The sequence below is a fragment of the Halobaculum litoreum genome (assembly GCF_030127125.1).
Lineage (GTDB): Archaea > Halobacteriota > Halobacteria > Halobacteriales > Haloferacaceae > Halobaculum > Halobaculum litoreum.
The window spans coordinates 1175969-1199398 of the sequence record NZ_CP126156.1; the positions used below are offsets into that span (position 1 = coordinate 1175969).

The 23430-nt window shown below is 71.6% G+C and carries 25 protein-coding genes; 15 read left to right on the top strand and 10 right to left on the bottom strand.

Annotated features, from left to right (window positions below; genetic code table 11):
- Positions 1-31: 31 nt before the first annotated feature.
- The 3 genes from P0R35_RS06340 to P0R35_RS06345 are packed head-to-tail and all read right to left on the bottom strand — an operon-like array spanning position 32 to position 2858.
- Complete coding sequence (locus P0R35_RS06340; protein WP_284014356.1) at positions 32-1960, bottom strand: ATPase, T2SS/T4P/T4SS family; 1929 nt, start codon at positions 1958-1960, stop codon at positions 32-34.
- Positions 1852-2481: a DUF7311 family protein gene (locus P0R35_RS16615; protein WP_432765040.1), complete on the bottom strand. Its 630-nt coding sequence runs from the start codon at positions 2479-2481 to the stop codon at positions 1852-1854. Before P0R35_RS16615 ends, P0R35_RS06340 begins: the two co-directional genes overlap by 109 nt.
- Positions 2478-2858 (bottom strand): DUF7310 family coiled-coil domain-containing protein, encoded by a 381-nt coding sequence (locus tag P0R35_RS06345; protein ID WP_284014357.1) that lies wholly within the window; start codon positions 2856-2858, stop codon positions 2478-2480. The genes P0R35_RS16615 and P0R35_RS06345 overlap by 4 nt, the downstream gene beginning before the upstream one ends.
- A gap of 336 nt (positions 2859-3194) precedes the next feature.
- Here P0R35_RS06345 and P0R35_RS06350 point away from each other — a divergent pair, with 336 nt between their 5' ends.
- Positions 3195-4283 carry a tubulin/FtsZ family protein gene (locus P0R35_RS06350; protein ID WP_284014358.1) on the top strand — a complete coding sequence of 363 codons (1089 nt, stop codon included), beginning with the start codon at positions 3195-3197 and terminating at the stop codon, positions 4281-4283.
- A 314-nt stretch (positions 4284-4597) separates the two neighbouring features.
- The gene (locus tag P0R35_RS06355; RefSeq protein WP_284014359.1) at positions 4598-5419 is read left to right on the top strand and encodes a ferritin-like domain-containing protein; all 822 of its coding nucleotides are present in this window, start codon (positions 4598-4600) and stop codon (positions 5417-5419) included.
- Between the two features lie 27 nt (positions 5420-5446).
- Here P0R35_RS06355 and P0R35_RS06360 read toward each other — a convergent pair whose 3' ends face one another.
- Positions 5447-5608, bottom strand: a complete 162-nt coding sequence (locus P0R35_RS06360) for an SHOCT domain-containing protein (protein ID WP_284014360.1) — start codon at positions 5606-5608, stop codon at positions 5447-5449.
- A gap of 208 nt (positions 5609-5816) precedes the next feature.
- On the opposite strand from P0R35_RS06360, the gene P0R35_RS06365 reads away from it, so the two are divergent.
- The 4 genes from P0R35_RS06365 (at position 5817) to P0R35_RS06380 (ending at position 9184) form a co-directional block, all read left to right on the top strand.
- Positions 5817-6692: a COX15/CtaA family protein gene (locus tag P0R35_RS06365; RefSeq protein ID WP_284014361.1), complete on the top strand. Its 876-nt coding sequence runs from the start codon at positions 5817-5819 to the stop codon at positions 6690-6692.
- Between the two features lie 105 nt (positions 6693-6797).
- Positions 6798-7613: a basic amino acid ABC transporter substrate-binding protein gene (locus P0R35_RS06370; RefSeq protein WP_284014362.1), complete on the top strand. Its 816-nt coding sequence runs from the start codon at positions 6798-6800 to the stop codon at positions 7611-7613.
- Between the two features lie 6 nt (positions 7614-7619).
- Positions 7620-8456 carry an amino acid ABC transporter permease gene (locus P0R35_RS06375; protein WP_284014363.1) on the top strand — a complete coding sequence of 279 codons (837 nt, stop codon included), beginning with the start codon at positions 7620-7622 and terminating at the stop codon, positions 8454-8456.
- The gene (locus tag P0R35_RS06380; protein WP_284014364.1) at positions 8456-9184 is read left to right on the top strand and encodes an amino acid ABC transporter ATP-binding protein; all 729 of its coding nucleotides are present in this window, start codon (positions 8456-8458) and stop codon (positions 9182-9184) included. The genes P0R35_RS06375 and P0R35_RS06380 overlap by 1 nt, the downstream gene beginning before the upstream one ends.
- 536 nt (positions 9185-9720) lie before the next feature.
- On the opposite strand, the gene P0R35_RS06385 is transcribed toward P0R35_RS06380, so the two are convergent.
- From P0R35_RS06385 to P0R35_RS06395, 3 genes are read right to left on the bottom strand one after another with little or no spacing between them, the layout of a single operon-like run.
- The gene (locus P0R35_RS06385) at positions 9721-10776 is read right to left on the bottom strand and encodes a zinc-dependent alcohol dehydrogenase family protein (RefSeq protein ID WP_284014365.1); all 1056 of its coding nucleotides are present in this window, start codon (positions 10774-10776) and stop codon (positions 9721-9723) included.
- Positions 10777-10824: 48 nt separating this feature from the next.
- Positions 10825-11271, bottom strand: a complete 447-nt coding sequence (locus P0R35_RS06390; RefSeq protein ID WP_284014366.1) for a hypothetical protein — start codon at positions 11269-11271, stop codon at positions 10825-10827.
- Complete coding sequence (locus P0R35_RS06395) at positions 11271-12788, bottom strand: replication factor C large subunit (RefSeq protein ID WP_284014367.1); 1518 nt, start codon at positions 12786-12788, stop codon at positions 11271-11273. Before P0R35_RS06395 ends, P0R35_RS06390 begins: the two co-directional genes overlap by 1 nt.
- A 165-nt stretch (positions 12789-12953) precedes the next feature.
- Here P0R35_RS06395 and P0R35_RS06400 point away from each other — a divergent pair, with 165 nt between their 5' ends.
- The 6 genes from P0R35_RS06400 to P0R35_RS06425 all read left to right on the top strand — a co-directional run bounded on the left by P0R35_RS06400 (position 12954) and on the right by P0R35_RS06425 (position 18708).
- Entirely contained in the window at positions 12954-13397 is a 444-nt protein-coding gene (locus tag P0R35_RS06400) for a type IV pilin domain-containing protein (protein ID WP_284014368.1), read from the top strand.
- Positions 13398-13472: 75 nt separating this feature from the next.
- Entirely contained in the window at positions 13473-14345 is an 873-nt protein-coding gene (locus P0R35_RS06405) for a TatD family hydrolase (protein WP_284014369.1), read from the top strand.
- Between the two features lie 146 nt (positions 14346-14491).
- Positions 14492-15070, top strand: a complete 579-nt coding sequence (locus tag P0R35_RS06410; RefSeq protein ID WP_284014370.1) for a DUF2150 family protein — start codon at positions 14492-14494, stop codon at positions 15068-15070.
- Between the two features lie 249 nt (positions 15071-15319).
- Complete coding sequence (locus P0R35_RS06415; protein ID WP_284014371.1) at positions 15320-16816, top strand: Ig-like domain-containing protein; 1497 nt, start codon at positions 15320-15322, stop codon at positions 16814-16816.
- A gap of 67 nt (positions 16817-16883) precedes the next feature.
- Positions 16884-18221 carry a hydroxymethylglutaryl-CoA synthase gene (gene hmgB, locus P0R35_RS06420; protein WP_284014372.1) on the top strand — a complete coding sequence of 446 codons (1338 nt, stop codon included), beginning with the start codon at positions 16884-16886 and terminating at the stop codon, positions 18219-18221.
- A gap of 88 nt (positions 18222-18309) precedes the next feature.
- The gene (locus P0R35_RS06425) at positions 18310-18708 is read left to right on the top strand and encodes a thioredoxin family protein (RefSeq protein WP_284014373.1); all 399 of its coding nucleotides are present in this window, start codon (positions 18310-18312) and stop codon (positions 18706-18708) included.
- Positions 18709-18716: 8 nt separating this feature from the next.
- On the opposite strand, the gene P0R35_RS06430 is transcribed toward P0R35_RS06425, so the two are convergent.
- Positions 18717-19436 carry a helix-turn-helix domain-containing protein gene (locus tag P0R35_RS06430; protein WP_284014374.1) on the bottom strand — a complete coding sequence of 240 codons (720 nt, stop codon included), beginning with the start codon at positions 19434-19436 and terminating at the stop codon, positions 18717-18719.
- A 113-nt stretch (positions 19437-19549) separates the two neighbouring features.
- On the opposite strand from P0R35_RS06430, the gene P0R35_RS06435 reads away from it, so the two are divergent.
- Positions 19550-20176, top strand: a complete 627-nt coding sequence (locus tag P0R35_RS06435) for a metal-dependent hydrolase (RefSeq protein ID WP_284014375.1) — start codon at positions 19550-19552, stop codon at positions 20174-20176.
- Positions 20177-20251: 75 nt separating this feature from the next.
- Positions 20252-20770, top strand: coding sequence for a GNAT family N-acetyltransferase (locus P0R35_RS06440; protein ID WP_284014376.1), 519 nt, complete (start codon positions 20252-20254; stop codon positions 20768-20770).
- Between the two features lie 15 nt (positions 20771-20785).
- Here the strand turns inward: P0R35_RS06440 and P0R35_RS06445 are convergent, their stop codons facing one another.
- Positions 20786-21409, bottom strand: a complete 624-nt coding sequence (locus P0R35_RS06445) for a DUF7978 family protein (RefSeq protein ID WP_284014377.1) — start codon at positions 21407-21409, stop codon at positions 20786-20788.
- Between the two features lie 90 nt (positions 21410-21499).
- Here P0R35_RS06445 and P0R35_RS06450 point away from each other — a divergent pair, with 90 nt between their 5' ends.
- Positions 21500-22696 carry a metal-dependent hydrolase family protein gene (locus tag P0R35_RS06450; protein ID WP_284014378.1) on the top strand — a complete coding sequence of 399 codons (1197 nt, stop codon included), beginning with the start codon at positions 21500-21502 and terminating at the stop codon, positions 22694-22696.
- Positions 22697-22735: 39 nt separating this feature from the next.
- Here P0R35_RS06450 and P0R35_RS06455 read toward each other — a convergent pair whose 3' ends face one another.
- Positions 22736-23377, bottom strand: coding sequence for a GNAT family N-acetyltransferase (locus tag P0R35_RS06455; protein WP_284014575.1), 642 nt, complete (start codon positions 23375-23377; stop codon positions 22736-22738).
- Positions 23378-23430 lie beyond the last annotated feature (53 nt).

The window sequence follows — 23430 nt, forward strand, 5'->3', positions numbered from 1 at the left end:
GCGAGGGCGGCCGCTCGGCGACGGCCGCGCGTCATCCGTCGTCCCGGCCGGCGGCCGCGTCGACGCCCGTCCGGTCGGCCGCGGCGAGTTCCCGGAGGCGTTCGCCGCGGGCTGTCGCGGCCGTCCGGACGTCCGCGTACGTCTCCTCGGGGCCCGCCAGCGCGGCGAGGACACGGCTCTCGCCGCGGTCGACCGTCGGTGTCACCGCGGCGTCGGCGCCGTCGCGGGCGGCCAGCGGGGCGAAGTCGTCGCGTTCGGGACCGCGAACCTCCTCGACCGACGCGACGCGGCGGTCCTCGCCGAGCGTCACGAGGAGGTCGGTCGTCGCGAACGCCGTGGGCGCGACCCCGAGGTCGGACACCACCCGTTCGCGCACGGACTCCCCGCCGGTCCCGTGGATCGTCCCCAGCACCGTGTCGGCGGCGGCGCCGACCCCCATCGCCTCGTACAGCGCCTGCGCCTCCTCGCCGCGGACCTCGCCCACGACCAGCGCACCCTCGCCCAGTCGGAGCGCCGTCCGCACGGCCGCCGTCGGCGTCAGCGCGTCCCCGACGTCGTTCCCCGCGTGGAGCCGCTGGACGTCGCGACCCGCGGCAGCGAGCGCCTCGGCCGGGAGTTCGGGGGTGTCCTCGACGAGGACCGTCCGGGTCGCCGGCGGCACTGCGAAACACAGCGCGCCGAGGAGCGAGGTCTTGCCGGCGCCCCGCGGCCCGGCGACCAGCACCGCCGCCCCGCGCTCGACGGCCACCGACAACAGCCCGGCGACGGGTGCCGGGACGGAGCCGCACGCGACCAGTCGCGGGAGCGTCCACGGGTCGTCGTCGCGGAGCCTGAACGCGAAGGCCGTGCCGTCGCTCGCCGGCGGCGCCACGGCCGCGACGCGGACGTCGTCGAGGGCGGCGTCGGCGGTCGGCGAGACGCGCGACAGCGACCGCCCGCTGCGAGCGCGGACGCGTGCCGACAGCGCGGCCACGTCCGCGGCCGAGAGCCGGACGTTCGTCGCCAGCCGGTCGCCGTCGACGACCGTCCTGACCGGCCCCTCGGTCGGCGGCGCGGCGAGGGTGACGTCGGTGACACGCGGGTCCGCGAACAGGTGGTCCAACGTCCCCAGCCCGCGGGTGTGTCGTCGGAGCGTGTCGGCGAGCGGCCGCATCCGGACGTCCCGCTGGTCGGTCGAGGATCGAACCTCCTCGCCGTCGAGGACCCGTCGAACCGCCCGCGCCGGCGCTCGGCTCCCGGGCGGCACGGTCCCGTCCGCGAGCGCCCGCTCCGCCCCGCGGAGGACCCGTCGCTCGCGCGTCGAGAAGTCGCGGCTCGGCGGGCGGAGGTGGTACAGCCCCGAGCCGTCCGCGCGGTCGTAGCGGGTGGCCCGGGCACCGGTGTCGAGGTCGACGGCGTCCACGAGCGTCGCGTCGGCGGGCGGAGTGGGGCGGGTGCGCCCGAGCGCGACGGCCGGCGAGACGCCCGGGTCGAGCGCCCCGTCGTACCCGCTCGTCGCGGCCGCCGCGGCCGCCGCGTCCGCCGCGGCCGCCAGGCCGCACTCGGCCACCGTGCGCGACACCGGTCCCGCTCTGCCCGTCGCCTCGCGGGCGACGCCGAGCGGGTCGGTGCGCGCGCGTTCCGCGAGGTCGTCGTCCCGGACCGCGACCGCGTCGGCGAACCGGCCGGCGGCCGAGAGCAACGCCGCGGCGTCGTCGGCGTAGAAGCGGTGCCGCCCGCCTGCCTCGACGCGGACGAGGTCGACGGCGCGGGCCGCCAGCGCGTCGACGACGGCGGCCCGGCAGGCGGGGTCGCCGGCGAGGTCGCCGCCGGGACAGTCGGTCGCGTCGACGCGGAGGACGGTCTCGTCGGTCAGGGCGGCGGGGCCCGCCGTGTCGTCGATCGCGACCCGGCAGCAGCAGTCGTCCGTGTCGGGCTCGCCGTCGTCGCCCCGTCCCCGGAGGCGGTCGAGGAGTCGCATGGGGCCGGTGGCCGCGTTCGGCTACTTGAACCTCCGCCGCCCTCCCCGTCCGGTCGGCCCGCGCCCGCGCTGACGGCGACGCGGCGGTCGCCCGCTCGGACGACCGGTTCGAGGACGAGTCGGTGGGTCCCCGGCGTCGACAACACGACCCCGCCGGCCGGGAGGACGACCCGAGCGGACAGGTCGGCACGAACCGTCGCCGTGCCCTCGACCGAGGCTACGAGCGTCGCCGAGCCCGCGTCACCGCGGGACGGGCACAGCGCGAGCGACCGAACCGCGGCGGACGCGAGCGACCGGTCCGGGAGCGTGACCGCCACCACCCGTCGGGCCGTCGGGAGCGCGCCGACGCCGGCTCCGCGGGCGGGTTCGCCCCGCGCGAGCGCGGCGGCCGCGCGGTCCACGCTCGCCCGCTCCCGGTCGAGAGCCGCCAGCGTCCGCTCGACCCGCGCGTCCTCGGCCGCGGGAAGCGCCGCCGCGAGGAGCGCGGCCGTCACCGCGACCGCGAGGACGACGCGGATCACAGCACGTCGCGGAGCGCGTCGGCGACCGATCGCTCGTCCGACCCGTCGGCCTCGGCGTCCGCCCGGTCGCCGCGGTCGGGCGAGGCCGCCCGTCCCCGGGTCGGCGGCCCCCGCGGGTCGTGGCCCCGCCCCGTGTCGTCGTCGTCGCGGTCGGCCCGCGGCGGGTCCGACTCGGCCGCCGCGCGGCCGGCGGGCTGCTCGGCGTCCGCGGCGGACGCGGCCGAGTCCGGTGAGCCGGACGCCGGCGACTGTTCGCTGGCGACCGCGAGTGCCCGGTCGGCCGTGGCCTCGACTCGGTCGTTGACCGACCGGATCGACCCGACGTAGCCGCGGAGCGCCTGCGTCGCCGCCTCGAGGTCGGCGACGGTGTCCTCCAAGTCGGCGACGCGGGCCTCGATGTCGTCGGGGCGAGCGCTCCGGTCGTCTCCGGGGGCGGAGTCGCCTCCCCGGTGTCGTCGCCGATCGCGCGCTCGACGGCCGCGAGCCGGGCGTCGAGCGAGCGGTCGGACGGGGCGGTCGAGGCGGTCGGCTCCGCGTGCCGGCTGTCGTCGGTCGCCGCGTCGGGTCGTCGGCGGTTCGGGCGGGGCACGCCGTCGGTGGCCCCGGCTCCGTACTTCAACCTCCGCGTCGGACGGAGGCGGCGCCGCCCGGACGGGAGCGCCGACGGGGCCCGTGCGAACATTGAAGCGGTGTGGTGCGCGAGGGGCAGACGCATGAAGACGGTCCTCATCGGCGTCGGCCAAGCCGGCGGCAAGGTCACCTCCTCGCTGGTCGAGTTCGACCACGACATGGGCTTCGACGCGGTCAAGGGAGCGCTCGCCGTCAACAGCGCGAAGGCGGACCTCCAGCCGCTCGACATCGACACGGTCCTCGTGGGACAGGACCGCGTGAAGGGGCACGGCGTCGGCGGCGACAACGAGTTGGGCGCGGCCGTGATGCAGTCGGACGCCGGCGAAGTGATGTCCGCGCTCGACGGCCGGATCACGGCCGAGGCCGAGGCGATCGTCGTCGTCGCGGGGCTGGGGGGCGGCACCGGGTCCGGCGGGGCGCCGGTCCTAGCACGCGAACTCAACAAGGTGTACGACGTGCCGGTGTACGCCATCGGGATCCTGCCCGGCCGCGGCGAAGGAGCGATGTACCAGGTGAACGCCGGGCGGTCGCTCAAGACGCTCGTCCGCGAGGCCGACGCGACGATCCTCATCGACAACGACGCGTGGCACTCGTCGGGCGAGAGCCTCGAGGAGGGGTTCGACAGCATCAACGACTCCATCGCCCGGCGGGTCGGCCTGCTGTTCGCCTCCGGGGAGAACGTCGAGGGGGTCGGCGAGTCGGTCGTCGACACCTCCGAGGTGATCAACACGCTCCGGTCGGGCGGCGTCGCCGCGCTCGGCTACGCGAGCGCGGAGGCGGACGACGACCCGGACACGAACATCAACGTCGTCACCAGCGTCACGCGCAACGCGCTCCTCACGGGGACCAGCCTCCCGAACGCGACGAAGGCGGACTCGGCGCTGCTGGTCGTCGCCGGGAAGCCGGAGCGCATCTCCAGGAAGGGCGTCGAGCGGGCGCGCAAGTGGGTCGAGGAGGAGACCGGGTCGATGCAGGTGCGGGGCGGCGACTTCCCGCTCGACTCCGAGCGCCTCGCCGCGTTGGTGCTGCTCGGCGGCGTCGAGCGCTCCACCCGCATGGAGGAGTTCATGCAGCGCGCGAAGGAGGCGCGCGAGGAGGCCAAGCGACAGGCGGAGGCGCGCGAGGACACCGACAAACTGTTCCAGAACGACGACCTCGACAGCCTGATCTGATCGCGGCGAGCGGGAGCGTTCGACGGAGCTTCGAGGTCGAGGGTCGTTGATCCGGCGGTGACTGTCGGACGGTGTGCCTGCGAACGGAACGTGACGACGAGCGGACGGGAACGGTCTGTGTGGTGATACGATGTGACGATATTGGGGCCGACCTGTGATCAGCCGACAGGTGAAGGGCTAGGAACGATTAACTTACTCCGGAACGAGTGATCCTACTCAATCATGTCACATCCATAACTATCCGACCCCGGGACGCCGGTCGTAGTGCCGGAGTCACCCGGCGTTCTATGAGCGACACCGACAACGACGAGACTATGACGGGGAGAGAACAGATCAGCAGCCGAATCAAGGCAGCCAGCGGCGGTTCCTCGCGACGGGGGTTCCTGGCCCGGACGGCGGTGGCCGGCGGGGGGCTCGCGTTGTTCGGCGGCGGGACCGGCCTCACGCTCGCACAGGAGGACGACGACGAGGGGGAGGGAACGGGCGCCGACGAGGCGGGAGCCGACGTGGACGTGCTCAACTACGCACTGGCGCTCGAACACCTCGAGGACGCGTTCTACGTCGAGGTGCTCGACACGTTCGACGAGGCGGACTTCGTCGACGCGGAGGCGCTCCAGTCGTTCGACGAGGAGACCAGGCAGGACGCGTACGGGTTCGTGGAGACCGTGGGCGAACACGAGTCGGCCCACGTCGAGGTGCTCACGGGCGCGGTGGAGGAACTGGGCGGCGACCCGGCACAGCCGGCGTCGTACGACTTCGGCGTCGAGAGCGTCGGCGACGCCCTCGCGCTCGGTCAGGTGCTGGAGAACACCGGTGTCGCGGCGTACGCGGGCGCCGCGCCGTCGATCGAGAACCCCGACCTGCTCGCGGCGGCGCTGTCCATCCACAGTGTGGAGGCGCGCCACGCCGCGTACCTGAACGAACTGAACGGCGACTCGCCGTTCCCCGACGCGTTCGACCCCGCCAGCTCACAGGAGGAGGTCCTCGAGGCCATCAGTGGGTTCATCGTGGAAGACGACGGCGAGGAGGAGTCCGACGACGGCGACGAGAGTGAGAGCGACGGCGGCACCGAGGAGGGTGGGACCGGGACGCCCGCGGGCGACGGAGCGAGCGACGGCGGCACCGAGGAACCGTAAGCGGCGGCGGGCACCGGATCCGACCGATCAGCGACCGGCCGTCTCGTGTTCGACCTCGCGGTTCGCCGGTCCGGTGATGGGCTGCGCCCCGTCCGGTGATTGGGCGACCGCGTCGGTTTCGAGCACGGTCTCCAGTCGCCGGTCGAACTCCTCGTCGGATAGCTCGCCGGCGGCGTACCGCCTCTGCAACGTGGTGACAGGATCGTCCGTCGCGTCGACCGAGGAGTCGAGACGGGTCCCGGAGTCGCGGGCAGTCCGGGCGCGTCCGCGTTCGGTGGAGGACTCGTATCGGCGAGAACGACAGTCGAGAATACCGTCCTGATGGGACGCCGGTAGACGCGGTAATCAGACTGGTCAACCGCGCTATCTAAGTGTCCCCGACCCCGACGTGCGAGCAATGTCACGCGGACCCGACTGGCTCTCGTTCCGTCGGTACGCGGCGTTCACCACCGGGATGGCGCTGACGCTCATCTCGCTGGGCATCTACACCGCCGCGACCGGCGCCGGACTGGCGTGTGCACAGCAGTGGCCGCTGTGCGACGGCGGCGTGCTCCCGCAGTCGATCCCGTCGTTCATCGAGTGGTTCCACCGTCTGTGGGCGATGATCACCGGGTTCTTCATCCTCGGCGGGGCGGTGTGGGCGTGGCTCGACCGCGACCTGCTCGCGCGACGGACCCGCTACGCGGTGACGCTCGCGACCGTCCTCACCCCGATGCAGGCGGTGTTCGGTGCGATCACCGTCACGCTCAACGGCGCGCTCCCGGGCGGCTACTCCGCGCCGGTCCACGCCGCCCACTTCCTGACGGGCTTCTCCATCTTCGCGCTGCTGTCGTACGCGACGCTGTCGGCGTACGAGGGTCGCTTCTCGCGGGACGCGCTCTCGCGCAGTCGGCTCGCCGTCGGCGTCGCCCTCGCGTCGCTGCTCGTCGCGTGGGTGGTCTCGCGCATCGACCCCGTCCCCTCGTACAGCCCGCCCGAGCAGGCGCTGTTCTACGCCGTCGCGCTGCTGGCGTTCGGGAGCCTGCTGGCGGCGACGCTGTGGCTCGGCGAGCTCGACGAGGTGGTCCCGCGGGCGGCGACGGGCGCGGCCGCGGTCCTGCTGTTCGTGGGGATGGTGTTCGGCCGCGACATCGTGTTCTACTCCGCCGCCGTCGAGTTCGTCAACTGGCTCGTGGTCGCGCTCGCCGTCGCGTCGACGCTGGGCGCGGCGTGGCTGCTCCGGGGGGTCGAACCGGAGGTCGAACAGCCGGTGTACGGTTCGACCGACGACTGACCCGCCGCGACCGCGGTCCCGACGCCGTCCCCGGGTCGGCAATTCTTACCCCATTACAACCCACCGAAGGGGACAAATAGCCGGGCGGGAGTACGGTACACTGCTATGGATAGACGTACATACATCAAGTCCGCCGGTGCGGCCGGCGCAGGCCTCGCGCTCACCGGCTGCCTCGGCGGCGGCGGTGGCGGCAGCGAGACGATCACCATCGGTTCGGACATCCCGTACCGGCCGTTCGAGTACGAGACGACCGACGGCGAGCTCACCGGCTTCGACGTCGACATCGCGCAGGCGGTGTTCACCGACCAACTCGGCTACGAGCACGAGTTCGTCCAGACCTCGTTCGACACGATCATCCCGTCGCTGAACAACGGGAACTTCCGCGTCATCATGTCCGCGATGACGATCAACGACGAACGTGCCGAGGAGGTCGACTTCTCGGACCCGTACTTCACGGCGTACCAGACCATCGTCGTCCGCGAGGGCTCCGACATCTCCTCGAAGGAGGACATGGCCGGCGTCCGCGTCGGCGTCCAGAAGGGCACCACCGGTGCCGGCGCCGCCCAGGAGCTCAAAGAGGAGCTCGGCGGCGACCTCGAGATCAACGAGTACGACCAGATCCCGGACGCGTTCAGCGCCCTGCTGAACAACCAGGTCGACGCCGTGATCAACGACAACACCGTCAGCGCCGAGTTCGTCAACGGCGAGGGCGACGGCCAGGTCCGCTTCGTCGAGGGCGAGGGCGCCGCCAGCGAGGCGGGGCAGGAGGCGCCGCCGTACCTCACGCTCACCGTCGAGAACTACGGCATCGCGTTCCGCCAGGACGACGACGACCTCCGCGAGGAGGTCAACGGCGCGCTCGCGACGATCAAGGAGAACGGCACGTACGACGACATCTACAGCGACTACTTCGCCGGGTAACCGTCGATGGCGACAGACACCGGGCGCGCGGCCGAGCGGGACCGCGGCTTCCTCGAACAGCTGAACGACCGGACGTTCCGACGGCTCGGCGTCGTCGGGACGACGGTGTTCGCGCTCGGCGTCGCCGCCTTCATCGCGTACATCCTGTTCATCCAGGTCGACTACGCGCTGCTGGTGAACATCGTCTACCCGCAGTTCACGTTCGCGTTCCTGCGCGTCATCGGGATCGTCCTGGTCTCGAGCGTGCTGTCGGTGATCGCGGGCGTGCTCGTCGGGTTAGCGCGCGTCTCCCAGACGCGGGTGACGAGTTCGATCGCGAAGAGCTACATCGAGTTCTTCCGCGGGACGCCGTTGCTGTTCCAGCTGTTCGTCATCTACCTGGGGATCCCCCAGCTGTGGCCGCCGGGCCAGTTCCCCATCCAGGGGTTCAACTACTACGCGGCGGTCATCGGGCTGACGCTCAACCACGCCGCGTACGTCGGCGAGGCGCTCCGGGGCGGCATCGAGTCGATCCCGGACGGCCAGATGGAGGCCGCCCGCTCGCTGGGAATGAGCTACATCCAGTCGATGCGGGAGGTCATCCTCCCGCAGGCGTGGCGCAACTCGCTGGCGGCGATCGGGAACGACCAGGTGATCCTCGTGAAGGACACCTCGCTGCTGACGGTGCTGGCGATCCCGGAGCTCCTCTCCGCGTTCCGGCAGATCAACTCCGCGACGTTCGACGCGTGGACGCCCATCGTCCTCGTCGCGATCGCGTACCTGATGATCACGATCCCGCTCGGCAAGACGATCCGGACGCTCGAGGCTCGCGCCGACCCGGCGACCCACGGAGGTGACGACTGATGTCGCTCCTCGAGTTCGAGCAGGTGAACAAGTACTTCGGCGAGACGCACGTGCTGAAGGACATCGACCTGGAGGTCGACGAACAGGAGGTGGCCGTCGTCATCGGCCCCTCCGGCTCCGGGAAGTCGACGCTGCTGCGCTGTACGAACCGGTTGGAGGAGATCCAGTCCGGCGAGATCCGGCTGGACGGCGTCCCGCTCACCGACCCGGACGCGGACATCAACCGCCTCCGCCAGCGGATCGGGATGGTGTTCCAGTCGTTCAACCTCTTCCCGCACAAGACGGCGCTGGAGAACGTCGCGCTCGCCCCGATCAAGGTGAAGGGCGTGAAGCGCGACGAGGCCGAGGCCGAGGCTCGCGACCTGCTCGAACGGGTCGGGCTCGGCGCACAGACCGGATCGTACCCGAGTCAGCTCTCGGGCGGCCAGCAACAGCGGGTCGCCATCGCCCGCGCGCTGGCGATGGACCCCGAGGTGATGCTGTTCGACGAGGTGACGAGCGCGCTCGACCCCGAGTTGGTCGGGGAGGTGCTGGAGGTCATGCGCGACCTCGCCGACGAGGGGATGACGATGATGGTCGTCACCCACGAGATGGGGTTCGCCCGCGAGGTCGCCGACACGATCACCCTGATGGCCGACGGCGAGGTCGTCGAGCGGACGCCGCCCGCGCAGTTCTTCGACCAGCCGACGACCGAGCGCGGTCAGCGGTTCCTCTCGAAGCTGCTGTAGCAGGATCGTCTACACCACCCTATTCTCGGGTGGTGGCTCGGGGGACCGGGACAGAAAGCATTTGTTCGAACGTGTGAACCGTGAACCAATGCGGTTCACTCGTCGGAGTCTCCTTGGCAGTTGCCTCGTCGCGGCCGTTGGCGCGTCGGGCTGTCTGTCCGGGTCGAACGCGCCGACAACTCCACAAGTGGGTGCCGTCACCGCGCTCAACTTCCAAGCGGAGCCGCGGACGCTGCACCTCGCAATACAACGCAGTGACGGGACGACTGCGTACGAGGAGGCCGTTTCCCTCGCTGCGGGCGACCCACGTGACCCCTCTGGTGTGACTGTCGATTCAGTTCCCGAATCGCCGTCCTCTGGAACGCTTCGCGCGTGGGTTGGCGACAAATGGTCGTCTGGCGACGGTCGATTCGAATTCGCGGGCCGTGAGGGTTGCATCGACGTTTCCGTGAAGGTCGGACGCTACGGCGATCCGGACGTCGATCAGGTTGCCATCTCTACCGGGAACTGCCAGTAAGACGCTCTCCAACCGTCGATCAGAACGTCAGCACTTCGACGCCCTCGGTGTCGTAGGTCGTCATCGCCGCGAGCCGCTCGGGCACCTCGTCGAGGCCGACCTCCCGCCCGACCAGCACTCCCGGATCCAGATCCCCAGCCTCCAACAGCCCCAACAACTCGTCGTAGCGCGTCGGCGGCATTCCGCGCGACCCGAGGAAGTCCACCTCCCACCGCGTCATCGCGTCCGTCGGCAACGACACCTCACCCTTCTCGGCGTCCGTCGTCAGTCCGACCTGCACGTGCGTGCCGCGCTCGCGGAGGCAATCGACCGAGTTGCGACACGTCTCGGCACGCCCGAGCGCGTCGAGCGAGACGTGTGCGCCGCGACCCGTGATCGCTTCGATGGCGTCAGGAACGACCATTTCGCGGCCGTTCACCGTCTCGTCCGCGCCCGCCGCGCTCGCCCGCTCCAGCGCCCCGTCGTCGACGTCGACCGCGATCACACGGGCGCCGAGCGCGTCGGCCACGTGGACCGCCGAGAGGCCGACGCCGCCGCAGCCGTGGACGGCGACCCACTCGCCGGCGCCGACGACCGCGCGGTGCTCGAGCGCGTGGTACGCGGTCATGAACCGACAGCCGAGCGCGGCCACGTCGCGGGCGGCGACGCCCTCGGGGAGCCGCATCGCGTTGTAGTCGGCGTACGGGAGGTGGACGCGCTCGGCGAACGCGCCGGGCGCGGCGCGCTCGAACCCGAGCGCGCGGCCGTCGAGACAGGTGTTGCCGTGTCCGCTCAGACACTCCGAGCAGGCGCCGCAGCCGAGGTTGAACGGGACGGCGACGCGGTCGCCCTCGGTGACGGAGCGCACGCGGTCGCCGACGGCGACGACCGTGCCCGCGGGCTCGTGCCCGAGGACGAAGTCGGTCGGCACCCGGTCGTCGGCCCACTCGCCGTGGCCCTGCCACGCGTGCCAGTCGGAGCGACAGATGCCGCACGCCTCCACGTCGACGACGACCCCGTGGGGTTCCGGGTCCGGTTCGGCGACGTCGGTCACGTCGAGGGGCTCCCCGTACTCGCGGAGGACGGCAGCGCGCATGCGACCGGCGAGGGCCGCCGGCGGCATATTGCTACCGCAGCGCGGGGTTCAGGCGGCGGTCGCGACGAACCGGACGTCGGGGCCGGCCTCGACGACCGCCTCGACCGAGTACAGTCCGCTTCCGGACACACTCCGTCGAAACGTCTCGCCGTCGACCGTCACGGCGAACTCGTACGAGCGGGCCGCCTCCGGGAGGGTCACCTCGTGGGTCGCTTCGGCGCCCCGCCCGAGCGTCCCCTCGGTCGAGTCGACCTCGGCGCCGGTGTCGGCGTCGGAGACGGCGAGCGCGTACGACACCGCGTCGCCGGCGTCGTTGACGACGGTCACGTCGACCGTGGGCGGCCCGCCGCCGCGACCGATGCAGCCGGCGAGGGTCGAACCCGTGGCCGCGACCGCCGTCGCGGCGGCGAGTCGGAGCAGCGTCCGCCTGCTCCGAGCGTCGGCGGTCGCGTCGGTGTGTGTGCGCCGTGATCCGGGTGGGATCTCGCCGCCCATCACATGAAGTCCGACAGCCCCGACTGGCCGTCGTCCTCCTCGGCTTCGTCGGGGTCCGCGGCGCGGTCGTCGGCGGCTTCGTCGTCGTCGTCGGACCCCGCGTCGCCGCTCCCGCCGGCGTCGGCGAGACTCGCCTGTCCATCGTCGCCGCCGTCGTCCTCGCCTCCGTCGTCGCCGCCGTTCGCCTCGGCCGCCGTACTGGGTGCGACGCCCGCGAACGCGCCGCCGGAGTGTTCCTCCATCCGTTCGGCGCGGCGTTCCTCGGCGTCCTCGACGATGGACTGCACCTTGTTCGTCGTCTCGCCCGACCCCGTGACGAAGGAGACGTGTTCCGCCTCGAACTCGTAGGCGGCGGCCATCTCGACGGTGAGTTCGCGCGGCTTGCAGTGGTGCGTCATCGCCGCGAGGTACGGGAGGACCGCGCGGCGGGCGGTGTCCATCGAGAAGCCGCCGCGTTCCGCGATGGCGCGGACGACGTCGTCGGAGGTGTTCGAGGTCGAGTGGTAGAACTGCGGGCGGCCCCAGCGCGTCCACCCGCCCTTCGTCCCGTCGCGGGCGGCGGCGACGCCCGCCGAGAGGTTGTCGCCGGCGTAGCGCCAGTACGAGTAGTTCTGGGAGGCCCACACCCGGCCGAGCCACACGTCGGCATCGGCGAGGTGGTCGTACGCGCGGACGGCCTCGTCGGTGTCGTACACCTTCAGCATGTTGTCCTCGATCCACTTCGTCAGGTCGTCGGGCGTCTCGTCGACGTCGTAGCTCGACTGCAACGCCTCCCGCGCGCTGGTGCCCTCCTTGAGGACGAGGTCGAGGAACGGGAAGATGTCCATCGAGCGGTCGCGGTCGCCGGTGATCACGTCCTCCAGCGTGAGGCGGTCCTTCCCGTCGGCGACGGCCTGGAGGTCGTTGACCGCGCCGCGGAGGTCGCCGTCGTTGCGCTCGGCGATGCGGTCGAGCGCGTCGGCGTCGAACTCGATCCCCTCCTTGCGACAGATGTCGCGCAGGACGGGGACGATGGAGCGCTTGCCGACGTCGCGGAACTCGATGTCCCGCGTCGCGTTGCGCAGCCCGCGACTCATGTCGTAGTACTGGTTGGCGATGAGGACCACCGGCTGGCCGGCGCTCTTGACGAGCGACGTGACGGCGCTCTTGCCGCCGCGGTCGTAGTTGCCGTGGATGTTGTCCGCCTCGTCGAGGATGACGAGTTGCCGCCCGCCGGTGTCGTCGCCGCCGGCCGAGCCGCCCAGCGTCGCGTTGTTCGCCGCGCGGCCGGCGTACCGCTCGATGACGTCGGCGGTGCGCTGGTCGGAGGCGTTCAACTCCACCGTCTCCCAGCCCATGTCGGCCGCCAGCGCGTGCGCCGCGGAGGTCTTGCCGACGCCCGGCGAGCCGTGCAGGACGAGCGCCTCGCGGTGGTCGTCCCACGTGTCGGCCCACTCGCGGACCCCCTTCACCGCCTTGTCGTTGCCCCGGAGCTCCGAGAGCGAGGACGGGCGGTACGTCTCCGTCCAGTCGGTCATTGTCGGAGGTAGTGCGGTGGGTGGTGTAGGTGTTGCGGACGGCCGCCCGGGGCGGCGCGTCCGTCGGGCTATCACGGCCGAGAACTCGGCCGACGCGATTAAGCGGTCCTCCGGGGGAGTCCGACACGTCGGGAGGTCGCTGGGGACCCCGATCCAGTCACAGCAATGGCAGCGACACCCACGGACGACACGGAACGACGGGACAGAGCGGTGACGCCGGTGATCGCCACGGTGACGATGGTCGCGATCACGGTGTTGCTGGCGGCGGTGTTGGCGACGGCGATGTTGGGCGTCTCGGGGACGGTCGGCCCCGGTCCGCCGACCACGTCGGTGGAGTTCACCTACCTCTCCTCGGGGGCGGAGTACGAGGTGGTGGCGACGGTCGTCGGCGGCGAGACGATCACCACGGAGAACACGGGCAACCTCTCGTTGGTCGCCGAGACCGGACAGTCGGTCAACGTCTCGCGGAGCCGGTTTCCCCTCACGGGCGGCGACGACGTGATTCTCGGCGAGGACAACCCCATCGACCCGGGGACCACCGTCCGCCTCGTGTGGGAGGGCCCGGACGGCCAGTCGGCCGTGATCCGGAGCGGGCGGACGCCGTACTGACCGTCCGTCGGGCCGGGGTGCGACCGCGTACCGGGAGTCGGTGGCTTTTCTCGCTTCGCCCGCCAACCCGGAGCCATGAGCGAGGACCTCGGGACGCCCGTGCTGGACGACCACCTCCACCTCGACCCCGACCGCGGCCGCGGGATGGCCGCGGTGGACGACTTCGCCCGCCTCGGCGGCACCCACCTGATCGTCGTCAACAAGCCCTCGTGGCACCTCGGCCCGGTCCCCTCGGACCCCGAGGAGTTCCGCCCGGTGTTCGAGACGACCGTCGAGGCCGCACGTGCGGCCTCCGACCGACTCCGCGGCCGCGCGTGGCCGGTGCTCGGCGTCCACCCGGGGCTGGTGTCCCGACTCGTCGACGACGAGGGGTACACCGCCGACGAGGCCGGGGCGCTGATGCGCGCCGGGCTCGACGTCGCCGCCGAGTTCGTCGCGGAGGGACGCGCGCTCGGGCTCAAGTCCGGCCGTCCGCACTACGACGTGACGGACGCCGTCCGGGAGGCGTCGAACGCGGTGACGCGCCACGCGTTCGAACACGGCGCCGCCCTCGAGTGTGCGGTCCAGCTGCACACCGAGGCCAGCGAGGACCTCACCGACCTCGCTGGGTGGGCGCGCGACGCCGGGATGGACCCCTCCCGGGTGGTGAAACACTACGCGGCGGGCCGACTCGCCGGCCCGACCCCGAGCGTGATGAGCGAGAAGGACCGCCTCGTGCGCGCCGCGGAGGCGGGCGAGCCGTTCCTCATGGAGACGGACTTCGTCGACGACCCCGACAAGCCCGGGATGGTGATGGGGCCGAAGACGGTGCCGCGGCGCGTGCGCTGGCTGTTGGCGGAGGGGTACGAGGCCGCGGTGCGCACCGCGCACGTAGAGACGCCGCGGGCCGTGTACGGCATCGACACCGAGGCGACGCTGGCGACCGACCCGTCGGCGGAGACCGACTGACGGCGACCGGGAGTGCCGGCAGGGACCGCCGCGATCCGTGTGTGTCGCGGTCGCACGCTCGGCCCGAAAACCGAGCGACAGCGGCGCGATACCCGGCCGTTCGGGGAGAAGAAAGGCATATCAACACAGGCCGAAACGGTGTGGGTATGAGCGAATCCGAGGAGACGTTCTACACCGCCGACAGGTGGCAGAACTGGCTCGACCGCGTGGCGGAGGAAGACCTCGACCCGGAGAACGAGGACTCCGCGCGGTTGCTGCTCAATCTTCAGGACGACACCGCGATCGCCGTGGCGAAGATCGTCTCGGCGTACGACGACGACCGGCTCGGCGAGGAGGAGGCGATCGACGAGATCGCCGAGATCCGCGAGATCGTGTTGGACGACGTCGAGATGGACAGCGAGGAGAAGGCGATGCTGATCGACGGCGTGCAGACGAGCCTCGTGTGCGTCTTCTACTCCGCCGAGGAGTACATGCTCGGCGGCGCGGTCGAGGAGGGCACCGTCGGCGAGTACGTCGAGGCGGCCGCCGCCGCGGAGGCCGACGACGACGTCGACGCCGCGCTCGGCTACCTCGTGCAGGCGGGCACGCTGATCATCGACGGCGCGGAGCTGCCCATGGAGGCCGTCGAGGCTCTCGACTACGGCCTCGTCTCCGAGTGGGTCAACGGCCTCGACTCCCTCCAGTCGGCGATGGCCGACCCCGAGGTCGTCGAGGAGAACGAGTGACGGCGTCGGCGTGGCGGCCTCCGAACTGATGCGCGGCCCCGCACGCTTATCACCGGTCCTCCGGTACTGCGCCGCATGACCGACCGGGGGGACGCGGGCGGGGGTCGCGACCGCGCCGTGACGGTGCAGATCGGAGCGGTGATCCTCTTCGGGTTCCTGATCGTCGCGCTCTCCACCTACCAGGCCGCGGTGGTTCCCGACCAGAACCGCGAGGTCGAGTTCCTCCACAACCAGGAGGTCCAGACCGACGTGGTTCAGGTCGCCAACAGTCTCAGCGCCACCGGGCGGACCGGCTCGGCCGCCCCACAGACGGTGGCACTGGGCACCCGCTACCCCAGCCGGGCCCTCTTCGTGAACCCGCCCCCCGCGAGGGGGAGCCTGTACACGGATCGATCCGCTCGCAACGTCTCCCTCTCGAACGTCACCGTCTTGCGGCCGGACGGGACGACCGACGACGAGGCGGCCGACTACTGGGACGGCACCGTCCAGTTCGACACGGCGTTCGTCGTGTACGAGCCCCGGTACAACCAGTACCGCGACGCGCCGACGACGCGCTACGAGTCGGGGGTCGTGTTCAACCGCTTCCCGTCGAACGCGACGCTGAACGTCACCGACCAGCGGCTGGTCGACGGCGACCGCGTCACGCTCGTGGTGGTCGAGGGGAACCTCTCGGCGAGCGGCGTCGACGCGGCGTCGGTCGACCCGTCGGCGGTGAGCGTCGTCACGCGTCGCGAGCGGATCGCGGGCGGCGCGGAGCTCACGGTCCCCTCCACGCGCCCGGCGAGCGTGTGGGCCGGTGCGGAGCTGTTGAACGTTGAGGAGAACCCCGCCATCGACGCCGTGACCGACGTCGCGGGCGCCGACGCCGTGCGGATCGAACTGAACGACACGCGGAGTACGTCGCTCGGCGTCGCCGTGGTGAGCGTCGGGGAGCGAAGCGACACGGTCGCGGACCCGGAGCCGGCGTACCTCTCGGTCGAGCGCGCGCCGACGACCGCGAGCAACGGCACCACCCGCGAGGTCGTCGTCGAGGTGCGAGACGAGTACGGGAACCCCGTCGACGCGGCAACGGTCGTGGCAGACACAGACGGTTCCGGTGGGTTCGCGGCCAACACGCTCGCCACCGGCGAAGACGGTCGCGCGACGTTCGAGTACACGCCGGGCGTGGTCGGCGACGAGGTGTTGCAGTTCGGCGTGGACAACTTGGTCGACCCCGCCGAGCCACTTGGAGCGAACGTGACCGTGACAGTGAACGCGGGCGCAGCCAGTGCGGGGGACGGTGGGGCAGAAGGGATCAACCCCGCGGAATCTGGGGACATTCGGTTAATCGGTGAATCGACGAGCGGAAACACCGTGACCCTCACCCTAAACAACACGGGTGCCACCGCAAACATCACTGGCGCTAGAATAAATTTCTACTTCGAAACAAGTTCAAACAACCGAGAGTACGATAGCGCGAGGCTTGAGAGTTCGGACCCGCCGTTGGTCATCGGGGGCCCGTTTGAGCAACTCTCGCCCGAAATCATCTTACAAAATAACACGCAAACCGACGTTGATGTCGTATTCAGTGGCGACGGTAGCACCAATAACGGCGAATTCTTCATTATCACCATCGAATACGACAATCAAGAGACCGACACGTACTTCGTCAACGTACAGGGTCAAGGAAGCGGTGGCGGTGGAGGAGGTGGAGGAGGTGGAGGAGGTGGCGGCAACCCCGGAAACGGTCGGGGGCCACCCGGATAGCTGAATTCGACGATCGACGTAACCGCTCATCGACAGACCTACAACCCAGTTTCGCCTACAACCGGCCATGACAGCAGTCGGCATCGACGCGATCGAGATCTGGACCGGGAAGCTCCAGCTGGACCTCCCGGGGACGTTCGCGCCGGCGAAGGGCGAGGACCCCGAGAAGTACACGAAGGGGCTGGGACTGGAGACGTCCTCGTTCCCCGACGCCTACGAGGACATCGTCACGATGGGCGCGAACGCGGCCAAGCGCCTGATGGACCGCAAGGGGCTCGACCCGCAGGACATCGGCCGCATCGACGTGGCGACCGAGTCGGCGTTCGACAACTCCAAGCCCGTCTCGACGTACATCGCCGGCTGCCTCGAACAGGTGTACGACGGCGACTTCCACCACGCGAACAAAGGCGAGCGCAAGTTCGCCTGCGTCGCCGGCACGCAGTCGATCGACGACGCGTACAACTGGATCAAGGCGGGGCGCAACCGCGGCCGCGCGGCGCTGGTGATCGCGACCGACACCGCGCTGTACGCCCGCGGCGACCCCGGCGAGGCCACGCAGGGCGCCGGCGCCGTCGCGATGCTCATCTCGGAAGACCCCTCGATCGTCGAACTGTCGACCGAGCAGGGGTACGGCTCCGCCGACGAGACGGACTTCCTCAAGCCGAACCAGCAGTTCCCCAGCGTCGACGGGAAGCGCTCGATGCAGGTGTACCTCGCACGGATGCGCGAGGCGCTCGAGGACTTCGAGTCCGTCGCGTGGGACACCCACCCCGAGGACTTCGCGTACATCCCGTTCCACACGCCGTTCCCGGGGATGGTCCGCAAGGCGGGCCTGCTCGGCTACCGGCACATGATCCGCGACACCGAGATCGAGGACGCACTCGAGGGGCGGATCGGCCGCCAGCCGCGCGAGGCCGACTTCGACTCCTGGGAGGCGTACGAGGAGGCCATCCGCGGCTACATGGACGACCTGAAGGAGACCGAGGAGTACCGGTCGTGGTACGCCGACGCCATCGAGCCGACCCTCAACGTCTCCCGGCGCGTCGGCAACTGGTACACCGGCTCCGTCCACGTCGCCCGCACCTCCGCGCTGCGCCACGCGGCCGCGAACGACCGCGACCTCGCCGGCGAGAAGCTCCTCGTGGCGTCGTACGGCTCCGGCGCGCAGGCGGAGATCCACGCCGAGACCGTCGCCGACGGCTGGCGCGAGGAGGTCGAGGCGTTGACGATCGACGAACAGCTCGAGCGCCGCTACGACCTCTCGTACGACGAGTACGAGCAGGTCCACGACCGCCACAACCACGACATGGACGTGGAACTGGAGGAGTTCACCCAGCCCGAGGGCGAGTTCGTGTTCACCGGCTGGGGCCGGATGAGCGAGCGCAAGTACGACTACGTCGAGTAACGCCCCGTCGGTCCCACACGGGCGCGGCGGTGCGCCCGTCGCACACACGACTGCAACGCCTTTGCTCCGCCGGCGCCGATCGACCCCCATGAGCGACACCTCCGAGTCGGCCGTGACCGACGCCGACGGCGACCCCGCGGCGACACCGAAGCCCCGCGACGTCGACGCCCGCGCGTTCCGCGAGGAACTGCGCGCCGCGGTCGCCGACCACGACCTCGTCCTCGTCGACTTCTACACGACGGGCTGTACGCTGTGTCAGAGCATCGAGCCCGTGCTCGGGAGCGTCGCCCGCGCCGCCGGGGTGCCGATCCTGCTGGTGAACCCGCGGACCGACCCCTCGCTCGTGAGCGAGCACGCCATCCGGTCGGTGCCGACGCTCGCGCTGTTCGAGGCGGGCGCGAACGGCGACCCCGTCGAGGTCGACCGCATCGCCGACGGCTTCGTCGGCGCCGAGCGGATCGTCGCGTTCGTCGAGGACGCCCGGTAGCGCCCGCGTCAGAAGGAGCGCAGTCTGTCCAGCGCCGGGTCCAGGTCCGTCGTCGACACCGCGAGCGAGAAGCCGTCCACCTGCGCGAGCGCCGCGGCGTGGTCCCACAGCGCGTCGGCGTCGAGCCCGTGGAGGACCACGGCGTTCGGCGTCGGCGTGACCACCCGGAGCGCCACCAGCGGCGACTCCCCGCGGGTGACGCCCGTGAACACGAGCGCACGGTCGGTCGACTGGCCGTACAGGCGGTAGAACTCCTCGGAGGACAGCGACGTGATCGCCTCGATGGAGTTGATCACGGTGTGGCCGTTCACGGTGTCGCGGTCGCCGGGGGTGATCTCGGTGGCGTCCAGCGCCTCGTACACGCGCTCGGTCGGGATCGCGGTCGGGTACTCGCGGATGTCGCGCACGATGTCGGACTCGAAGCCGGCCGACACGACGCGGGCGAACTGCCGGATCCGGGCGCCCCCGCGCGACTCGTCGATGTCGAGCAGGCCGTCGACGACGCGCGAGACGAGGCCGATGCCCGGCGACTCCCGCCGCCCGCTCTCGTAGTCGGAGACGACCGACGAGGAGACGTCCATTCGGTCGGCCAACTCGGTCTGGGAGACGTCGAAGTCGGTGCGCCACTTGCGCAGCGTCGCCCCCGGGTCGCCCGAGAGGGTGATCTCGCCGGCGATCCGGCGGGCGAGTCGCGCCCGCGCCTCGGTGGGTTCCTCGCCCGAACTCATACCTCGTCGTCGGCGACGGCGTGTGTAAGGGTGTCGGCGGGCGACGCCGCCGTCGACCGGGGGTCGCCCCGGCCGGCGAAACGGCCATGTCGTCCCCGTCCCTCCGTCCGCCCGTGCCCTCGACGCTCGTCCACGTCGCGCTCGCCGGGCTCCTCGCGGCGGCGCTGTTGCGCGAGAGCGACTTCTCCCGGCGCGCGGTCGCGGTCGTCCTCGCGGCGGCGGTGCTCCCGGATCTGGACTCGTTCGTCTCGCCGTTCCTCGCGGGGGCTCACCGGTCGCTCGGCCACAACGCGCTCGTGCCCCTCCTCGCCCTCGCTTTCCTCGTGTACGACACGCGGGTGCGCGAGTCGTCGTGGCTGCGCGACCGGTGGGGGACGGCGGCGCCGGGGGTCGCGTGGGTCGCGCTCGCCGGCTTCGCCGTCGCCGGCGTCGGCCTCGACTACGTCGCCAACGGCGTGAACCTGTTCTGGCCGCTCCACGACCAGTTTTACACGCTCAACGGTCGGGCCGGCCTCTCGACCCGGCGCGGCTTCTTCCAGACGTTCGTCACCCTCACGCCCGACGAGGTGCGCACGACCGAGAACCTCCACTACTCGACCGGGGTCGACCCGTCGCCCGGCGCGGAACCGGAGAACGTCGAACGGGTGTTCCCGCTGGTGTGGGCGGGCTGGCAGCTACTGCTCGTAGCGACGAGCGTCGGCGTCCTCGGCGCGCGCTTCGCCCGGTCGCGCGAGGAGTGAGCCGGCGGGAGCGCGGTCGGGCCGTCGCGCCGCCGACACCGGCGCGTTCATCCCGCCGGCGACGGTGTGACGCGTATGGACGAGTCGACGGACGCGGACGTGACCGTCAGGCCGTACGCGGACGGCGACGCCGACGCCCTGTGGTCGCTGAAGCGGGGGTTCGAGACGGGCCTCGGCGCGGGCACCGGCGGCGAGGCGAAGGCGGCGGCCTACGAGGCGAAACTGACCGGCGAGTACCGCGCGCGGTGGCTCGACTGGGTCGACCGGTGCGTCGACGAACAGCCCGAGACGGTGACCGTCGCCGCGGCGTCGGGCGACGACGGCGACCTCGCGGGCTACGTGTTCGTCCTCCCCGAGTCGCTGTCGTTCGTGTGGGACGCGGCGGTGCTCAACGAGATCTACGTCGCCCCGGCCTCCCGCGGGACCGGCGTCGCGGACGACCTGATGAGCGCGGCGGTGGCGACGGCCCGGGCACAGGACCTCCCGCTCGACCGGCTGGTGTTGGACGTCGACGGCGAGAACGACCGCGCGAAGGCGTTCTACGAGCGACACGGGTTCGCCCACTGGGGCGAGATGGTCGCCCGCGACCTGTGAGCCGGCGCCCCGGCGTCACCCGTCGCCGAGCAGGCCGCCGACGGCGCCGCCGACGCTCCCGAAGACGGCCGGGTAGACGAGCCCCGCCAGCAGCGCCGCGGTGACGTACTCCGGGTGGATGCTCCCCGCGTCGCCCGCGCCGTAGGCGAACACGAACGCGCCCGCGATCGCGAGCAGGAAGTACGCCGGGACCGTGCCGAGCGCGGCGACGGCCCCGTCGCGGGCGTCGCGGGCGTCGGCGACGCGAGCGACTGCCGCCCCGGCCGCCAGCAACGCCAGCGGCGGCACCAGATACAGGTAGCCGAGGTTGGCGTCCGCGCTCGCCAGCAGGTTCGCCGCGCGCGTGCCGCCGCCGAGCGACGGCACGACCGTCGCGACGAAGTGGGCGTTGTACAGGTACCAGCCGACCGCCTGCCACGCCGCCACCGGGTCGCCGCCGAACAGGCCGGCGACGAAGTTGAGCCCCGCGAGCCGGTCCCGCACCGCCGCCGACTGCGTCACGTACGTGACGAGATACGAGAGCAGGTACGCCCCGACCGCCGCGGCGGTGCCCGGGACGAACGCGACCCGCTCGAGGACGCTCGTTTCGTCGCCCGGTCCCGTCGCTACGCTCCCCGGTCGCTCCGATGTCTCCCCCATGCAATCGGCCTGTGGCGGCCGATGTATACCCGTTGTGGCCGACGGAACGGATTCGGAACGCTCTTTCGCGCGACGGTCCCACCGCCGGGTATGCTTCTGCGGGACGCGACGCTCGTCGACGCGGCGGGCGTGCGAGTCGGGGACGTGCGGATCGACGGCGACCGGATCGCCGGGACGGGCAGCCTCTCGGCCCGGGGCGACGAGAACGTCGTCGACCTCGCGGGCAAGGCGGTGCTGCCGGGGCTCGTCGACGCGCACGTGCACTTCTCGCTGTCGGGCGAGCGGAGCGTCGAGGAGGTCGTCGGGATGAGCGACGCGGAACTGGCGCTGGTGGAGGCGCGCAACGCGCGGCGGACGCTCGCGGCCGGCGTCACCGGCGTCCGCACGATGGGGGCGGCCGGCGTCGGCGTCCACGTGCGCGACCGGATCGCCGCCGGGGACATTCAGGGCCCGCGGACGGTGGCGAACTGCCGGTCGATCACCGCGACCGGCGGCCACGGCCACCACCTCGGGCGGGAGATCACCGGGCCCCGGGACGCGCGGCGGGCGGTACGCGAGCAGGCGAAACGCGGCGCCGAGTTCGTGAAGTTCATGGTGACCGGCGGGGTGACGACGCCCGGCAGCGACCCGAACGCGCTCGCGCTCACGGAGGGCGAGGTGGAGGCGCTCGTCGACGAGGCGGCCCGCAGGGGCCTCCACACCGCCACGCACGCCCACGGCGCGGCCGGCGTGAAGACGGCCGTCGCCGCCGGCGTCGACACGGTCGAGCACGGCACGCTCCTCGACGACGAGGCGCTCGACCTGCTCGTCCGCGAGGACGTGACACTCGTGCCGACGCTGTCGGCCCCCCACCACATCGTCCGCAACCTCGAGGCCGCCACCGCGGAGGACCGCACGAAGACCGAGGCGGTGTACGAGCGCCACCTCGAGTCGTTCCGGCGCGCCGTCGAGGCGGGCGTCCGGATCGCCGGCGGCACCGACGCCGGGACGCCGTTCAACATGCACGGGGGCAACGCCGCCGAGGTCCGGTTCATGGCCGACAACGGCATGACGCCGCTGGCGGCGATCACGGCGATGACCGAGACGGCCGCCGACACCGTCGGGCTCGCGGACCAGGGGACGCTGGAGCCCGGGACGGACGCCGACCTGCTCGTCGTCGACGGCGACCCGACGGAGAACCTCACGCTGTTGAACGACCCGGCAGTCGTGCTCAAGGGCGGGGAGGCGGTCGCCGGCGGCGACCCCGCGACGAAGCGGACGGTCGCCGACGCCCGGGCCGCCGACTGACCCCGGCTGGGGGCCGGCCGGCCGCCGTGCCGTCCGCCCCTACGCCTCGAAGTCGACGTCGTCGACGAACGTGGCCGGACGGTCCCCGCCGACGGCCGCGGCGTACTCGTCGCGGTGGACGGAGAACCGGCGCACGTCGTGGACCGTGCCGTCGTCGTCCGCGATCCGGTTGCGGAGCAGCCCCTCCTCGCGGCCGCCCATCGACGCGACGTACTTCTCGATCGCGCGTGCCGACTGCTCGTTCTCCGGGAGGACGCTCACGGCGACGACGTCGAGGTCCAGGCGGTCGAACGCCAGCGTCGCCAGCGCACGGGCGCGCTCGCCCGAGTAGCCGCGACCCCAGTAGGGTTTCCGCAGCCAGATCCCCAGCGTCGCGCTCCGGCGGTCCCAGTCTACCTGGAGGCCGGTGTTGCCGGCGTACTCGCCGGCGCCGTCCTCGCCCTCACGTGGGATCACAGCGTACACCGCGTTCTCGTGGTCGGCCCAGCCCTCGCGGAACGTGGACTGGACCGTCGCGCTCTCCTTCGGCGTCGCGTGGGGCGACCAGTTGAGGTGCGTGCACTCCTCGCCGATCGTCTCCGACCGACGCTCGCCGGCGTGTTCGTAGAACGCCAACGCGTCGACGGCCTCGTCGTGGCGGTCCAGCCTGAGCCGGTCGGTCAGGATGCGGTCGGGGAACACGACCGGACCGACGGGCCTCCGCGTATAGTTCCCGATGGAGGTGTGGTGGCGTG

Bases quoted from the DNA above. Each gene is read 5' to 3' on its own strand.
- P0R35_RS06450 (WP_284014378.1), top strand. From the start codon at position 21,500: ATGCTTCTGCGGGACGCGACGCTCGTCGACGCGGCGGGCGTGCGAGTC.
- P0R35_RS06340 (WP_284014356.1), bottom strand. From the start codon at position 1,960: ATGCGACTCCTCGACCGCCTCCGGGGACGGGGCGACGACGGCGAGCCC.
- hmgB (WP_284014372.1), top strand. From the start codon at position 16,884: ATGACAGCAGTCGGCATCGACGCGATCGAGATCTGGACCGGGAAGCTC.
- P0R35_RS06440 (WP_284014376.1), top strand. From the start codon at position 20,252: ATGGACGAGTCGACGGACGCGGACGTGACCGTCAGGCCGTACGCGGAC.
- P0R35_RS06410 (WP_284014370.1), top strand. From the start codon at position 14,492: ATGAGCGAATCCGAGGAGACGTTCTACACCGCCGACAGGTGGCAGAAC.
- P0R35_RS06355 (WP_284014359.1), top strand. From the start codon at position 4,598: ATGACGGGGAGAGAACAGATCAGCAGCCGAATCAAGGCAGCCAGCGGC.
- P0R35_RS06385 (WP_284014365.1), bottom strand. From the start codon at position 10,776: ATGCGCGCTGCCGTCCTCCGCGAGTACGGGGAGCCCCTCGACGTGACC.
- P0R35_RS06380 (WP_284014364.1), top strand. From the start codon at position 8,456: ATGTCGCTCCTCGAGTTCGAGCAGGTGAACAAGTACTTCGGCGAGACG.
- P0R35_RS06375 (WP_284014363.1), top strand. From the start codon at position 7,620: ATGGCGACAGACACCGGGCGCGCGGCCGAGCGGGACCGCGGCTTCCTC.
- P0R35_RS06425 (WP_284014373.1), top strand. From the start codon at position 18,310: ATGAGCGACACCTCCGAGTCGGCCGTGACCGACGCCGACGGCGACCCC.
- P0R35_RS06400 (WP_284014368.1), top strand. From the start codon at position 12,954: ATGGCAGCGACACCCACGGACGACACGGAACGACGGGACAGAGCGGTG.
- P0R35_RS06390 (WP_284014366.1), bottom strand. From the start codon at position 11,271: ATGGGCGGCGAGATCCCACCCGGATCACGGCGCACACACACCGACGCG.
- P0R35_RS06350 (WP_284014358.1), top strand. From the start codon at position 3,195: ATGAAGACGGTCCTCATCGGCGTCGGCCAAGCCGGCGGCAAGGTCACC.
- P0R35_RS06430 (WP_284014374.1), bottom strand. From the start codon at position 19,436: ATGAGTTCGGGCGAGGAACCCACCGAGGCGCGGGCGCGACTCGCCCGC.
- P0R35_RS06370 (WP_284014362.1), top strand. From the start codon at position 6,798: ATGGATAGACGTACATACATCAAGTCCGCCGGTGCGGCCGGCGCAGGC.
- P0R35_RS06395 (WP_284014367.1), bottom strand. From the start codon at position 12,788: ATGACCGACTGGACGGAGACGTACCGCCCGTCCTCGCTCTCGGAGCTC.
- P0R35_RS06365 (WP_284014361.1), top strand. From the start codon at position 5,817: ATGTCACGCGGACCCGACTGGCTCTCGTTCCGTCGGTACGCGGCGTTC.
- P0R35_RS06445 (WP_284014377.1), bottom strand. From the start codon at position 21,409: ATGGGGGAGACATCGGAGCGACCGGGGAGCGTAGCGACGGGACCGGGC.
- P0R35_RS06405 (WP_284014369.1), top strand. From the start codon at position 13,473: ATGAGCGAGGACCTCGGGACGCCCGTGCTGGACGACCACCTCCACCTC.